14 protein-coding genes are annotated in these 13,823 nt (G+C 55.7%); 5 read left to right on the forward strand and 9 right to left on the reverse strand.

Features of this window, described 5'->3' with window-relative positions:
* Positions 1 to 31: 31 nt before the first annotated feature.
* From Y017_RS01260 to Y017_RS01280, 5 genes are all read right to left on the reverse strand, one after another.
* Positions 32 to 748: a class I SAM-dependent methyltransferase gene (locus Y017_RS01260; protein ID WP_231483347.1), complete on the reverse strand. Its 717-nt coding sequence runs from the start codon at positions 746 to 748 to the stop codon at positions 32 to 34.
* Positions 749 to 771: 23 nt separating this feature from the next.
* Positions 772 to 1,569 carry an undecaprenyl-diphosphate phosphatase gene (locus Y017_RS01265; RefSeq protein WP_011588413.1) on the reverse strand — a complete coding sequence of 266 codons (798 nt, stop codon included), beginning with the start codon at positions 1,567 to 1,569 and terminating at the stop codon, positions 772 to 774.
* Between the two features lie 107 nt (positions 1,570 to 1,676).
* Positions 1,677 to 2,111: a thioesterase family protein gene (locus tag Y017_RS01270; protein WP_011588412.1), complete on the reverse strand. Its 435-nt coding sequence runs from the start codon at positions 2,109 to 2,111 to the stop codon at positions 1,677 to 1,679.
* Complete coding sequence (gene tsaB, locus Y017_RS01275) at positions 2,108 to 2,782, reverse strand: tRNA (adenosine(37)-N6)-threonylcarbamoyltransferase complex dimerization subunit type 1 TsaB (RefSeq protein WP_035458374.1); 675 nt, start codon at positions 2,780 to 2,782, stop codon at positions 2,108 to 2,110. Before tsaB ends, Y017_RS01270 begins: the two co-directional genes overlap by 4 nt.
* Positions 2,779 to 4,728: an ATP-dependent DNA helicase gene (locus Y017_RS01280; protein WP_050731503.1), complete on the reverse strand. Its 1,950-nt coding sequence runs from the start codon at positions 4,726 to 4,728 to the stop codon at positions 2,779 to 2,781. The genes tsaB and Y017_RS01280 overlap by 4 nt, the downstream gene beginning before the upstream one ends.
* A gap of 129 nt (positions 4,729 to 4,857) precedes the next feature.
* Here Y017_RS01280 and Y017_RS01285 point away from each other — a divergent pair, with 129 nt between their 5' ends.
* Positions 4,858 to 5,412 carry an NTP transferase domain-containing protein gene (locus Y017_RS01285; protein WP_011588409.1) on the forward strand — a complete coding sequence of 185 codons (555 nt, stop codon included), beginning with the start codon at positions 4,858 to 4,860 and terminating at the stop codon, positions 5,410 to 5,412.
* Positions 5,413 to 5,504: 92 nt separating this feature from the next.
* On the opposite strand, the gene Y017_RS01290 is transcribed toward Y017_RS01285, so the two are convergent.
* The 4 genes from Y017_RS01290 to Y017_RS01305 form a co-directional block, all read right to left on the reverse strand.
* Positions 5,505 to 5,891 (reverse strand): hypothetical protein, encoded by a 387-nt coding sequence (locus tag Y017_RS01290; RefSeq protein ID WP_011588408.1) that lies wholly within the window; start codon positions 5,889 to 5,891, stop codon positions 5,505 to 5,507.
* A gap of 227 nt (positions 5,892 to 6,118) precedes the next feature.
* Positions 6,119 to 7,405 carry an ammonium transporter gene (locus tag Y017_RS01295; RefSeq protein WP_011588407.1) on the reverse strand — a complete coding sequence of 429 codons (1,287 nt, stop codon included), beginning with the start codon at positions 7,403 to 7,405 and terminating at the stop codon, positions 6,119 to 6,121.
* Between the two features lie 10 nt (positions 7,406 to 7,415).
* The gene (locus Y017_RS01300) at positions 7,416 to 7,754 is read right to left on the reverse strand and encodes a P-II family nitrogen regulator (protein ID WP_035458375.1); all 339 of its coding nucleotides are present in this window, start codon (positions 7,752 to 7,754) and stop codon (positions 7,416 to 7,418) included.
* A gap of 335 nt (positions 7,755 to 8,089) precedes the next feature.
* Complete coding sequence (locus tag Y017_RS01305) at positions 8,090 to 8,959, reverse strand: tetratricopeptide repeat protein (protein WP_011588405.1); 870 nt, start codon at positions 8,957 to 8,959, stop codon at positions 8,090 to 8,092.
* A gap of 209 nt (positions 8,960 to 9,168) precedes the next feature.
* Between Y017_RS01305 and Y017_RS01310 the strand changes: the two genes are divergently transcribed.
* The 4 genes from Y017_RS01310 (at position 9,169) to minE (ending at position 13,806) form a co-directional block, all read left to right on the forward strand.
* Positions 9,169 to 11,625 (forward strand): acyl-CoA dehydrogenase, encoded by a 2,457-nt coding sequence (locus tag Y017_RS01310; RefSeq protein WP_035458376.1) that lies wholly within the window; start codon positions 9,169 to 9,171, stop codon positions 11,623 to 11,625.
* A 346-nt stretch (positions 11,626 to 11,971) separates the two neighbouring features.
* Positions 11,972 to 12,703, forward strand: a complete 732-nt coding sequence (gene minC, locus Y017_RS01315; RefSeq protein ID WP_011588403.1) for a septum site-determining protein MinC — start codon at positions 11,972 to 11,974, stop codon at positions 12,701 to 12,703.
* Between the two features lie 32 nt (positions 12,704 to 12,735).
* On the forward strand, positions 12,736 to 13,551 hold the full coding sequence (gene minD / locus Y017_RS01320) for a septum site-determining protein MinD (protein ID WP_035458377.1): 816 nt from the start codon (positions 12,736 to 12,738) through the stop codon (positions 13,549 to 13,551).
* A gap of 3 nt (positions 13,552 to 13,554) precedes the next feature.
* Complete coding sequence (gene minE, locus Y017_RS01325) at positions 13,555 to 13,806, forward strand: cell division topological specificity factor MinE (protein ID WP_011588401.1); 252 nt, start codon at positions 13,555 to 13,557, stop codon at positions 13,804 to 13,806.
* The last annotated feature ends 17 nt before the right edge of the window (positions 13,807 to 13,823 follow it).

Below are 13,823 nucleotides of genomic sequence, written 5' to 3' on the forward strand. Positions count from 1 at the left end.
GAATCGACCGTCATTACCTGTAGGGTTGTGCTCAGGGGCAGGTATAAATATCAAAACGTACCGCCTTGCCCTTTTGACTAAAAGACGGTGTTACGCCAGCTAAAAAACCCGCCTTTACCGGGCGTTTGACAACCACCCGAGAAGCGCCAAGGGCACGCGCCCAATCCAGTAATTGCTGTTCCTCTACTTCATCCGGGTAAGGACAAAGCCGCTGCAACCACTGCAGGTCTTTTTTAACCGCCGCACTTTTTTCCCGAGCGGGAAACATGGGATCTAGGTACACCGCGTGGAGAGCAGATGGCTCAGCAATTTTGCTGTCTGCGCACGCCAGCAACTGCATGTTCGCAACAAGGCTGGCAGGAGCCCTTTGCAGACCATCAGCAAGCATCGCGTGAAGAATCGGCGAACGTTCTGCCAGCATCACCTGAAACCCTGCCTGTGCCATCAGGGCCGCATCCCTGCCAAGCCCCGCCGTGGCGTCAAGCACCCGGATCCGATCGTCTTTGGGCTTGCCCAGCGCCTTAATCAGACGCTCATGGCGCACCCGCTCGGGGGTGAGTCGGTACCCCTGCTTGCCGTCACAGAAACTGACCGTCAGCGGCGTTTGCTTGCCACCGGGACGCCACAGGCCCAGGCAATCATCATGCCAGCCAAGCACCAGCTCAAGCGCCTGCCCACTGGCCTGGGCTTCATTTTCAACCCAGAAACCCGGAAGACCTTTCGGGCAACCGGGTAATAACCCAAGCACAGTGTCCAACCACTCACTCTGCCTCATGCCAACCAGAACAACAGGGCCACACCGAGTATCAACCGATAGACCACAAACGGCAGCATGCCAACGCGCTCCAACAAGCGAATGAAGAATACAATGGTCAGGTAAGCGGTTACCGCACTAACGATAACGCCCAGCGCCATCATCCCCCAGTCCACCACCACTTGTTGCTCGATCAAATCTTTGGTTTTAAGCAGCCCGGCCCCAAGGATCACCGGAATCGATAACAAAAAGGAGAAACGAGCCGCATCCTCACGACGATAGCCCAGCGCCAATGCCGCAGTAATGGTGATACCACTGCGCGAAGTGCCGGGAATCAATGCCAATGCCTGAGCCAGGCCAATAAAAATGGCACCTGCAACGCCTAACCTAGCCAACGAAAACTCCCGTTTACCAAAAGCATCAGACGCCCATAGCAACGCGCCGAATACCAGCGTGGTGATAGCAATTACCAACGCTGAGCGTAGTTCACGCTCAATAAAGTCATCACCGAGGAAACCAAACACCACCGCTGGAATGGTGGCCAACGCCACCAACAAACCCAACTTCAGGTCATCATTCATCCGGCGCTGCTGAACGGCTAGGCCGGCCCCCCCCACCATGGCAATCAAATCACGGCGGTAATACATCATCACTGCCAGCAAGGTCCCCAAATGCACAGCCACATCGAACGCCAATCCCTGATCTGGCCACCCGAGGATTTGGGACGGCAGAATCAGGTGAGCGGAACTGGAAATAGGAAGAAACTCAGTAAGCCCCTGTATCAGAGCAAGAACCAAGGCTTGGAACCAATCCATGGAAAGTCCTTATTGATTGTAACGCTAGAAACCAAACGTGCGTTGAAACAACGTGCCTCGGCACCAGCTTGAGGTTACGCAGACCCGATTTAGAAAACGGCGGTGCCCTATTCGTCCGCCGTCACTTTATAGCCCTGTAGAAATTCTACAGGCATACGCCGTGGTTTGCCGGAATCCAGTGCCACACACACCCACCGAGTACGCCCGCGCAGTAATGTTAGGCTGTCGGATTCACGCACAATTTGGTAACGACGCGTAATGCTGATACGGCCATCGTTTTGTACAATCCAGGTACCGATCCTAAGGTTCTCACCCTCGAAAGCCGGCGCCAGATAATCCACTTCGGTATGGCGCGCTACCATGCCCCGGTTAAGCCTCTGATACAGATCCCAGCCCAGCCCCAGCTCGGTGGTGTGGTGCCAGGCAATCTGCTCCATAAAACGCAGATATTCAGTGTTGTTCACATGGCCCATCACATCGATGGCTTCGGCAGGCACGGTCACTGTCAGTTCATGCACATTGGGAAGATCCCAGTTGATCATCGTACTGCTCCCTGAATCACTTGATCTCGCAGATAGACAGGCTGTGCCTGTTCTGCACTCACGCCCTCTCCGCGTTCGAATGCAGGTAATGCCAGCTGCGCAACAGCTTGCGCACGGGGGTGAGCGTCAGCAACGCAGAAGCTTGCGCCATAGGCCGCCCGCAGCGCGTCTTGATACACCAACCCGGAACCAACGATCATCCATTCAGCGCACGGCAGTTCTGGCAAAGCATCAGGCTTGAACAGCCCATCACAAAGCACGGCATTAGCCGAGCCCGGCTCACACTCATAGGCGCCGAGGTAAAGCTCGCCCATGCGCGCATCAAAACAAGCAATAACATGCGGATTCACCTTCAGTGCCTGCGCGCTCAGCGCACAAGCCGCTAAAGTGGAAACCCCTACCACCGGTAGATCCGCCGCGAAGGCCAAACCCTGGGTTACAGCAGCCGCAACCCGCACACCGGTGAATGCACCCGGACCATGCCCGAAAGCAATGCCATCAAGATCGGTAAGCCGGAAACCCGCCTCCGCCAGCACCCCCTCAACCATGGGCAATACCCGCTCGGTCTGCTGACGAGGCGCTTGCTCAAAGCGTTCGATTACACTGCCATTATCCAACAGCGCCACCGAGCAGGTTTCTCCTGCGGTTTCTAATGCAAGTAGTCGCGTCATGATTCCATTTTTCCCGCTTCCTGGCCCTGAGCGGCCAGATAATCAAAAAACCGCTGAACCACATCTAACTTACGGGTACGGGTCATGTTGGGCAGGCTGTTAACAAACAACTTGCCATAACTACGCGTCAGCAAACGCGGGTCTGCAACTACCAGCAACCCGGTATCTTTCGGGTCACGAATCAGCCGCCCGGCTCCCTGGCGCAGGGCCAGCACCGCTTGGGGAAGCTGGTAATCACGAAATGCATTACCGCCATTGCGGTTAATATGCTCGATGCGCGCCGCCGCCACCGGATCACCGGGTGAACCAAATGGCAGTTTATCGATAATCACACAACTGAGCGCTTCACCACGTACATCAATGCCTTCCCAGAAGCTGCTGGTTCCCAACAACACGGCATTGCCCTTTTCCCTAAACGCATCAAGCAATTCACGCCGCCCGGCCTCACCCTGCACCAACAAAGGGTAATCAAGCTTCTGGCGAAGGATAGCCGCAGCTTCACGTAACGCTCTGTGACTCGTAAACAGGAAAAAAGTGCGGCCCCTGGCTGCATTAATGACCGGTACCATGGCCGCGGTGAGTTGCGCCGTGTACTCGCTATCATTCGGCGCCGGCAGCCCTTCCGGGGCATAGAACACGGCCTGGCGCTTAAAATCGAAAGGGCTCTCCAACCTAAGGGTACGGGCAGAATCCAGCCCCAAACGGTGCTGGATATGTTCAAAGCGTCCGCCCACCGACAGCGTGGCTGAGGTGAGAATCCAGCTACACGGGTTGCGCTCACGCTGGGCTCGCAGCTGGGCCGCCACGGACAACGGCGTGCTGTGCAAGACCACAGAGCGTTTGAAGGTTTCAAACCAGTACACTCGATTCGGCTGCCCGCCTTTCAAGTAGGCGGCCAGGCAATCCACCTGTTCACTGGCGCGCCGAGAGCAGGCATCCATCCCCCGGCTCGCCTTGGCCAGAGGTCCGAGAAATGCGTCCAGCTCCTGCAAAGCCTGCAACAGTGCCTCTCCGGCCTCAATCACCGCCTTATTCTCTGCCACTTCCGTCCAGGGCTCACGGCGCTCGCCGTCCCCCAGACTTAAACGCAAATCCATGCTGCTTTTATCTACGGCGGCCACTAGGCGATTTAGCTCCGCCAGATCCGCGGCGGTATGGCCCGCTTCAGACAGGCTATCGCGGCCCAATTCCTGAATCTGTCTGGTGCTCAATGTGTCGGCGAAAAACGCCGCCGCGATTTCGGGTAGCTGATGGGCTTCATCGAAAATCACCGTATTGGCGGTGGGCAGCAACTCCGAGGCAGCACCATTGCCGCGTAACGCTGCATCGGCGAAAAACAGGTGGTGGTTAACCACCACTAAGTCTGCTTCTTGAGCCTCTTTACGCGCCTTCATCAACGGGCATTCGTTATAGCGGGGGCATTCCGTTCCCAGGCAATTGTCCGCGGTGCTGGTTACCCAGGGCCATACTGGCGCATCTTCCGGAATCTGTTGCAGCTCAGCGATATCACCAGTGCGAGTGCGCGCTGCCCAGTGCGACACAATCTGCATCTGCCCGACGGTCTCACGGGTGAGAAAACGGGCGTCTTCTTGATGCAGCTCCAATCGATACGGACATAGGTAGTTAGCGCGCCCTTTTAGCAGCGCCACTTTACGCGGCAAGTTCAGCGCCTTCTTGACCATGGGCAGGTCTTTAAAGAACAGCTGATCCTGCAAGCTTTTGGTGCCAGTGGACACCAACGTCGGGCCTTCCGATAGCAGTGCAGGCACTAGGTAAGCTAGCGTTTTACCGGTGCCCGTTTCCGCTTCTACTAACAGCGTGGCACCACTGCCAATCACGTCTTCCACCGCATCCGCCATTTCTAGTTGCGGTTCACGGGGCTGATACCCAGGCAGAAGCGGCGCAAAGCGCACTAAATCGGTAAGATGATTACGGGCGGTAGTCACATAATTTCCCTGAAACGTGTCTGCACTCGGGGCGGGCAAAATACAAGCTGTTAACATCGCCCAACGCGCGCGCAGAGCATAGCCGATTCGCCCCTAGAACCCAACGCGAGAGCACGACGAGAAGGCAATATGGTCGACTATACCTTAATCATTCTGGCCGGCGGACAGGGCCAACGCATGGGCGGTGCCGACAAAGGACTGGTGGAACTGGACGGCAAGCCGCTGGTCGCTCATCTGCTCGATAATCTCCTTCCTCGTCCCAGCCGCATTGTGATTAGCGCCAACCGCAATATTGACCGCTACCACGCTTGGGGTGATGAAGTCGTTGCGGATCTACGCGAAGGTTTTTGCGGTCCGCTGGCCGGACTAGAAACAGCACTAGCCGCAAGTCATGGTCTGTGCCTGTGCCTGCCCTGTGACTTACTAAAACCAGCCGCTGAAATGATCGAGGGTTTACTGGCCTCGGCGTCATCTGAGCATATCTGCGTTGTCCACGACACACTACGTCGACAACCGCTATGCTTGGCCTTATATGCCGAACATTGGCAGGGAGCGCTGGGTGATTATCTGGATGCAGGCAAGCGCAGTGCGCACGGCTGGCTAGACCAGGTTCCTGTACACCCGGTGACCATAAGCACGCCATTGCAGAACCTGAATGACATTGAGAAACGGATATATGAATAGCTAACGCGCACAATGCCCCGAGCATGGGACATTGTGCGTTTTCAAAAAAATGCCCGCACAAGGCGGGCATTTTTCAGATCGGATTGCCAATATTAGGCAGTCACGTCCTGGATCTGCTTCATCATGGCAAGCTGATCAGCAGAAGGCTGTGCGGTTTGCAAAGCCATCAGTTTACTCATGTCGCCTTCAACGCGAATCTGGCCGCTCATAAAGCCTTGCATGCCTGCAGACTGGTCACCTTCGATGAAGATGCGCTTGGCCAAGTCGGCCGGCAGAATCATGGTAGTCGGAGCGTCAGCGTGATGACCTTCTTCAATCATGCCGCCAACCAAAGCCAGCTTTTTATCGTCACCATCAGCATTAACGCTGATGTTGATCACCAAGTCAGCCAACGCTGCTGGCGTTTCAAGGTTACCCGCGCCTTCACGGATCTCTTTTACTTTTGCAAACCATTCGTCAGACAAAAATTCGAGGCTCATTTTCGTTTCTCCTTAAACCTATCGATGTAACTTCGACGCCCCCTCTCACAGGGCTGGCACAGTCTTTGTTGCTGCGAGCCAATTCAAACGAGCGTTCGAAACTTACCCGTACCTTATAGAAAGGCTCAGAGGGTGGCAATAGCCGCAGATGAGTCCTTACAGGCCAAAAAAGCCTGGCAAAATTCCGAGCTTATCGGTTGCTTGATAATCGGATTTCAGTGCTGTAATCAAAGGTCATAACCGCGCTCTTCATGCAACGCAATATCCAGGCCCTGGGTCTCTTCCTCGGCGGTGACCCGTAACGGTGCAAACAAGCCTACCAGCTTGAGCAAGCCCCACGTCACCAAGGCGGTGTACACAAAGGTTGCCACCACACCCAACGCCTGCACACCCAGCTGATCCAGCATGGTGTATTCCGGTTTGGCAAACCCGTAGCCGGAGAACAGACCCAACTCCGTAGAGGCAAACACCCCTGCCAACAAAGTGCCAAGGATGCCGCCAATACCGTGGACAGGGAAAACATCAAGGGAGTCATCGATTTTCAGCTTGTGCTTAACAAAGATCACCATGTAAAAACAGATCACGCCAGCCGATAGACCAATCACCAGCGCAGCGGCCGGACTAACAAAGCCCGACGCCGGGGTAATGGTTCCCAACCCTGCAACCATGCCCGTGGCAATGCCCAGAGCAGACGGCTTACCGAATTTTTTCCATTCCATGGTCATCCAGGCCAGTGAACCGGCGGCGGCAGAAATGTGCGTTACCAGCATCGCCATGGCTGCATCACCATTGGCGGCTAACGCAGAGCCACCGTTAAAGCCGAACCAGCCCACCCACAACATGCCGGCACCGGTTACCGTCATGGTCATGTTGTGCGGCATCATGCCTTGGGTGGGGAAGCCTTTACGGTTACCGAGCACCACCGCTGCCACCAACGCCGCCACACCGGCGGTGATATGCACCACGGTGCCTCCGGCAAAATCATACAGCCCCAGATCGGCTAACCAGCCGCCGCCCCAAACCCAATGACAAACAGGAATATACACACCCAACAACCAGAGAATAGAAAACGCCAGCATGGGACCGAAGCGCATACGCTCGGCAAAGGCACCGACGATCAGCGCCGGGGTGATGATCGCAAAGGTCATCTGAAACAACCCATGCAAACTTTTCGGTAAGGTGCCTTCCAAGGTATCGCGGTTGATTCCAGAAAAGAAAACATGGTCCAAGCCACCAATCCAGGCATTCATGCTGCCCCCATCGGAAAAAGCGAGAGAATAACCACAGACCAACCACACTAGCGACACAGCGCAGGTAATAGCAAAACACTGCATCAACACCGAGAGGATATTCTTGCTGCGTACCAGCCCACCGTAGAACAGGCTCAAACCCGGCAGCGTCATAAATAACACCAACGCGGTGGCAGTGAGAATCCAGGCGCTGTCACCGGTATCCAGGCCATCGGCCAGAGCCAACGAGGGCAGCATCAACAATACAGCAATCAATTTTTTCATTATGGGCCCCTTAAATGGCTTCGCTGCCAATTTCTCCGGTACGGATACGGATAACCTGCTCAAGATCCGTCACAAAAATTTTACCGTCACCAATCTTGCCCGTCCCCGCGGCCTTCATAATGACGTCGATGGCCTGGTCCAGCTGCTCATCACTGACCGCCAACTCCAACTCCACCTTGGGAACAAAATCCACCACGTATTCCGCCCCCCGATACAGTTCAGTGTGCCCTTTTTGACGGCCAAACCCCTTTACCTCGGTAATCGTCATTCCCTGTACCCCCACCTGGGCCAGGGCATCACGTACCTGGTCGGCCTTAAACGGCTTAACCACCGCTGTCAGCATTTTCATTGCCTCTCTCCTTGTCCTCATGCACCAACACAACACGCGCCGGAAATTTGCACCGGCAAGGAGCATTCAATAATCATGCCACATAATAGTGCGCACCATTTCAAGTGGTTAGCGACTAACCAAACTTATCTCGCACCACAAATGAACATTAACTCAGCCATGCGCACCACCGGCGCACACACTCAGCATTGAGTTAACGAATAAAGAGCCATAGAACGGAAGGGATGCCCGGCATGCACAATAAAAGGACAAAGGGCCATTCTGAGCGGCAATCCGGCACAAAAAGTAGGCAAGACGGGCAACGGAGATCCCGTTACCCGCAGTAAGCAGATAGATTAGTAGAGGTAGTTAAACATCTTACGGCGATATTCGCTGGCCAGTGGATCGCCTTTAGGGAGGCATTCGAACACTTCTAGCAACGCATTACGCGCCACTCCATCGCGGAAATCACTGTGGTTGCAGAGCAGCTGCAGCAGCGCCTCAAGCCCCTGCTTGAACTGGCCAGCGGCAGCGGCCTGCAGCCCGTAGGCATAAAGATCCTCGGCAGTCGGCTTGTCGGCAATACGGGCAGACAAATCCGCCAAGCTTTGCCCTGCACCTTCCAATTTATCCAACAATGCAAAGCGCGCCCGGAACGGCCGTAGAGGCTCCGCATCTTCTGTCACTTGTGCCAGCACCGACTGGGCATCATCCAGACGGCCTTCACCCAACAGCAGTTCTACCAACAAGGCGCGAATGGCATGCTTGTCTGGGCTCTGCTCCAGCGTCTGGCGCAATGCCCCTTCTGCTTGCTCGGTGTGGCCGGCTTCAATGGCCATACGCACCTGCTCGATAAACCCTTCTTCCTGTTGCTGCTGTGCGGCTTCGGGGTCCACCACAGGAGCCAACCACTGGCGTATCGCGCCTTCGGTCTGGGCTCCATCCAACTCGCTGACCAACTTTCCTTGAAACACCAGTTTGAGACTGGGCAGGCTGCGCACACCAAACTGACTGGCCAACATTTGCTGCTCATCGGCATTCACATTGGCCAGAATCACCTTGCCCTGATATTCGTTGACTAGGCGCTCTAGGATTGGCGCCATCTGCTGACAGGGTTCGCTCCAACTCGCCCAGAAACCCACGATCACCGGAATCTGCTGGGACTGTTCAAGGATTTGCTGAATATTCTGCTCGGTAGCTTCAATGATAGGGCTGTTTGGCTGCAACGCTATGCTCCTGAAAACGCATTCAAAGTGGTACCAAGTGTAAGCTATCGTCCAGATTAAATCTGGTTAAACCCTGTGCAACCTGAGGCGTTAGCGCGTTAGACTGAAATTAGATGTGTGGTTTGCAGTTCATGGTAACGGTTTCATACCTTCGCCATGGACGATAGCCGCATGTTGGAAGGCATTCACCCCAGGCAAAGGAGATCACCATGCTTAGCCTCTTGGCTATTGTGTTGTTAATTGCCACGCTGATGACCCTCTTCTATCAGCAAATCAGCCGAGGCATTGGCAGTGCCGTTTTCGTTATCGTGTGGCTGCTCTGCGGCTTCCTCGCATCTTGGCTGTTCCACCCCCTTTCCCTCATTCTGCTCGCTGCTGGCGTCACCGTGCTTAACCACGTGGACCTGCGACAAAAATTTATTACTAAACCAGTCTACAACGCGTTGGCCAAGGTTATGCCTGCCATTGGCGATACCGAACGGGAAGCCATTGAAGCGGGCACCACCTGGTTCGAGGCCGACCTATTCTCCGGCCGGCCAGACTGGGAAAAATTTGCCCATATCCAGTTCACTTCCCTCACCGAAGAAGAGCAGTCGTTCATCGACAATGAAGTGGTTGAACTGTGTGACATGCTAGATGAGTGGCAAATTTTCCACGAACTGCGCGACCTGCCTGAGGAAGTCTGGGATTTCCTTAAGCACAAGGGTTTCTTCAGCCTGATTATTCCTACCGAGTATGGCGGCAAAGCTTTTTCACCCTATGCGCAAAGTCGCATCATGAGCAAAATCGCAACCCGCTCGCTTACTGCCGCCGTCACCGCCATGGTGCCCAACTCTCTTGGCCCCGGTGAACTGCTAGCCGAATACGGCACCCAGGAACAAAAAGACCGCTGGCTGCCCGGTCTCGCCAAGGGCGATGAGATCCCCTGCTTTGGGCTCACTGGGCCAGAAGCCGGCTCCGATGCAGGGGCCATCCCCGATACCGGGGTCATCTGCAAAGGCAAGATTGACGGTAAGGAAGTGCTGGGCATGCGCCTGAACTTCGCCAAACGCTGGATCACCCTGGCCCCCGTAGCTACAGTCGTCGGCTTGGCTTTCAAACTGTATGACCCGGAAAAGCTGCTCGGTGATACCGAGGACTTAGGCATTACCTGTGCGCTGATTCCCGCCGATACCAAAGGGGTGGAAATCGGTCGCCGGCACTACCCCGGCTCACCGTTCATGAACGGCCCCATCAACGGCAAAGATGTGTTCGTACCCTTGGATGCCATCATCGGGGGGCCGGATATGGCCGGTAAAGGCTGGCGCATGCTGATTGAGTGTCTTGGTGCTGGCCGCGGCGTCTCTCTGCCTGCACTGGCCACGGCCAGTGGCGAAATGGGCTACCGCATGACCGGCGCCTTTGGGCGCATCCGGCGCCAGTTCAATACGGCCGTAGGTGAATTCGAAGGGGTGCAGGAAGCCTCTGCAAATGTGGCGGCACTGGCCTATACCCTGGAAGCTTACCGTCATCTGGTAACTCGCTCACTGGAAGACGGCGCTCCGTCTGTGGTTACGGCCATGGCCAAGTACCATGCCACCGAAATGATGCGCGAGCTGATCAACCACGGCATGGATATCGCTGGCGGGCGTGGCATTCAACTCGGTCCAAGGAACTTCTTGGCCCTGCCTTATCAGTCCACGCCTATTGCCATTACCGTGGAAGGCGCCAATATTCTCACCCGCTCGTTGATGATCTTTGGCCAAGGGGCCATGCGTTGTCACCCGTTCCTTTACGATGAACTGCAAGCCATTCAGGCGGAAGATAAAAAGCAGGGGCTGCAGGATTTTGATGCTCTGTTCTTCTCACACGCAAGTCATACTCTGGGTAATATCAGCAGTGCCATTGCCCAAGCATTAGCCAGCCCCTACCTGTCCGACGCTCCGGGCAATGCTGATGCCTTCAGTGCTCCCTGGTATCGCCTGATCAACCGTTACAGTGCAGTGCTGGCCAGCACCTCGGACATGGCCCTTGCCCTGCTCGGCGGCGACCTCAAGCGGCGCGAACTGCTGTCTGCTCGCCTGGGGGATGTACACAGCCAGCTGCTGATCGCCTGCGCGATTCTCAAGTATCACGCCACTCTGCCCCGCGACGAGGCAAACGATGCCCACGCGCATTACGCCCTGCGCTTGGCTTTCAGTCGAGCCCACGATTCTCTAGAGGCCTTCACCAGCAACTTTGGTTTTTTCGGTATCGGCCGTGTGCTTAAGCGTCTGCTCTTCCCGCTGGGCCGACCCTGCAAGGCTCAAGCCCCAAGCGATGACCAAATCCGCGCTCTTGGGCAAATGATCATGGAACCCAGCTCAGTACGCGATGCCTTGGCAGAGCCGGCCTATATCTCCCAGGACCCGGAAGATTCCATTGGCCGCGTAGAAGCCACCTTCAACAAACTACTGGAAGTGGAGCCTGGATTCCTAGCGTATCTAAAAGCAGAGGGCAAAGGTCAGCTGGAAGGCAAGACCGTACTGGAAAAGCTTCAGGATGCGGCGCGCAAAGGCATCATCAATGAGAGCCAGGTGGAGGCCATCAATGAGTACGACGCCATGCGTTACGATTGCCTGCTCACCGACGCCTTTGACAAGGATCTGAAGGAGGTGCAAGTACACGCCGAACGACCAATGATATAACCCCCCTAAGGGGCGCAGTGGCCAAAACCACTGTGCCCCTCTCCTTCTCCCCATCATACCGAGTTAAAGAGCGCTATCTTGAAAGGGAAAGCCGTGCGCTCGTGCCCACACAAACATTAACCAGTGCTCATTTTCACAAAATCGCAACACTCGCATTCTTCGCCAAAATGCCGCTTTTTCCAGCAGTTAATCCCCCTCACGCTCGTTTTCAAACAGATTTAACATTCAGATCAGCCTTTTAGTGCTTTTACGCATGGTCGCTTTCGTCTAGTCTTGCCCAAATTACGCCCCACCGGGCCCGGAGCACTATTTCGCCTCCCTTTGCCCCTCGGACAACAGGTCAGTAATGACAGCAGTCGTCGAAGAAAAAACCGCAATCGAATTCAAGGGCCGCATGCTAATGATGACGGTCCTCCAGCTGAAAAACCTGGATACCAACGTGCTTCACCAGCAGGTGAGCCAACGTCTGGAGGATGCCGCCCAGTGGCTGCAGGATGCCCCTGTGGTGATTGATGTCAGCCCTGAGCTGGACAACGACCCTGTGGCTCTGATGGCGGCCGTAGACACCCTGCGTAGCTTGGGAGTCAACCTGGTGGCTCTGGCCCGCAGTGAACATATAGATGCAGATACCGCATCGATGCTAGGCCTAGGCACCCTAAGCCTAGCAGGCGGCCGTGATATACCCCGACGCACTGAACCTGCACCGGCCAGCAACGAGGACGCTCCCGAAGCCACGCCCGCAGCACAACACGTTGAAACCATGGTGATCGACCAGCCGGTACGCTCCGGTCAGCAGGTTTACAGCCGTGGCGATCTGATTGTGCTGGCCCCGGTTAGCACTGGTGCCGAAATCATGGCCGACGGCAACATCCACGTTTACAGTAACTTGCGTGGCCGCGCCCTGGCCGGTGTTCGCGGCAACACCAGCGCGCGTATTTTTTGCCAGCAACTGAATGCCGAACTGGTATCCATTGCCGGCCATTACCGGGTAGCCGAAGACCTGCCCGAGTCATACCGTAACAAGCCTGTGCATCTATGCATGCAGGGCGATGCGATGCATTTTACCGCGCTGAACTAGCGTGTATGAAACATGAAGGTAAGGAGAAGAGCGTGACGAAGATCGTGGTCGTGACATCCGGCAAGGGTGGCGTCGGCAAAACCACCACCAGTGCAGCGCTGGCCACAGGCCTTGCCCTGCGCGGTTTTAAAACCACTGTGATTGATTTCGATGTAGGCCTGCGCAATCTGGACCTGATCATGGGGTGCGAACGCCGTGTGGTCTATGATCTGGTCAACGTGATTAGTGGCGATGCCAACATCAAGCAAGCACTGATCAAGGACAAGAAGGTGGACAACCTGTTCATCCTCCCGGCCTCTCAGACTCGCGACAAGGACGCCCTTACCATCGAAGGTGTGGAAAGCGTACTAAACGCCCTGCGTGACGACATGCAGATGGATTACATCATCTGCGACAGCCCCGCCGGCATCGAAAAAGGCGCCCTTATGGCCGCCTATTTCGCCGACGAAGCCGTCGTCGTCACCAACCCGGAAGTCTCCAGCGTGCGGGACTCCGACCGCATCATCGGCATCCTTGCCAGCAAGACTCGCCACGCCGAACAGGGTGATGGGGATATCCCTGCCCGCCTGTTGCTGACCCGCTACTCCCCGGAACGGGTGGAAAACGGGCAGATGCTCTCGGTGGAAGACGTGCAGGAAATCCTTGCCATCGAGTTACTCGGCGTAGTGCCGGAATCCCAGGCCGTACTCAATGCCAGTAACGCTGGTAGCCCGGTAATTCTGGACACGGATTCCGATGCAGGAAAAGCGTATAGCGACGCCGTGGCCCGTTTCCTCGGCGAGCAATTACCGCATCGCTTTATCACCACGAATAAGAAAGGTCTATTCGGCCGTCTGTTTGGAGGCTAACGGATGAGCATCTTTAGTTATTTGCTTCCCAAAAAGCAGAACACGGCATCAGTGGCGAAAGAGCGCTTGCAGATCATTGTGGCCCGCGAACGCTCCACACGCGGTGGCCCAGATTATCTGCCGCAGCTTCAAGAAGAGCTGCTTCAGGTGGTCCGCAAATATGTTCCTGTGGACCAAGACGCCGTGAACGTCCAGGTAGACCGGGAATCCGGGTGTGAAATTCTAGAGTTGAATATCACCCTGCCGGAAGGCTGATTCCTAAAGCAACCGCC

The organism is Alcanivorax sp. 97CO-5 (assembly GCF_000524665.1).
In the GTDB taxonomy this organism is placed as follows: Bacteria; Pseudomonadota; Gammaproteobacteria; order Pseudomonadales; family Alcanivoracaceae; genus Alcanivorax; species Alcanivorax borkumensis.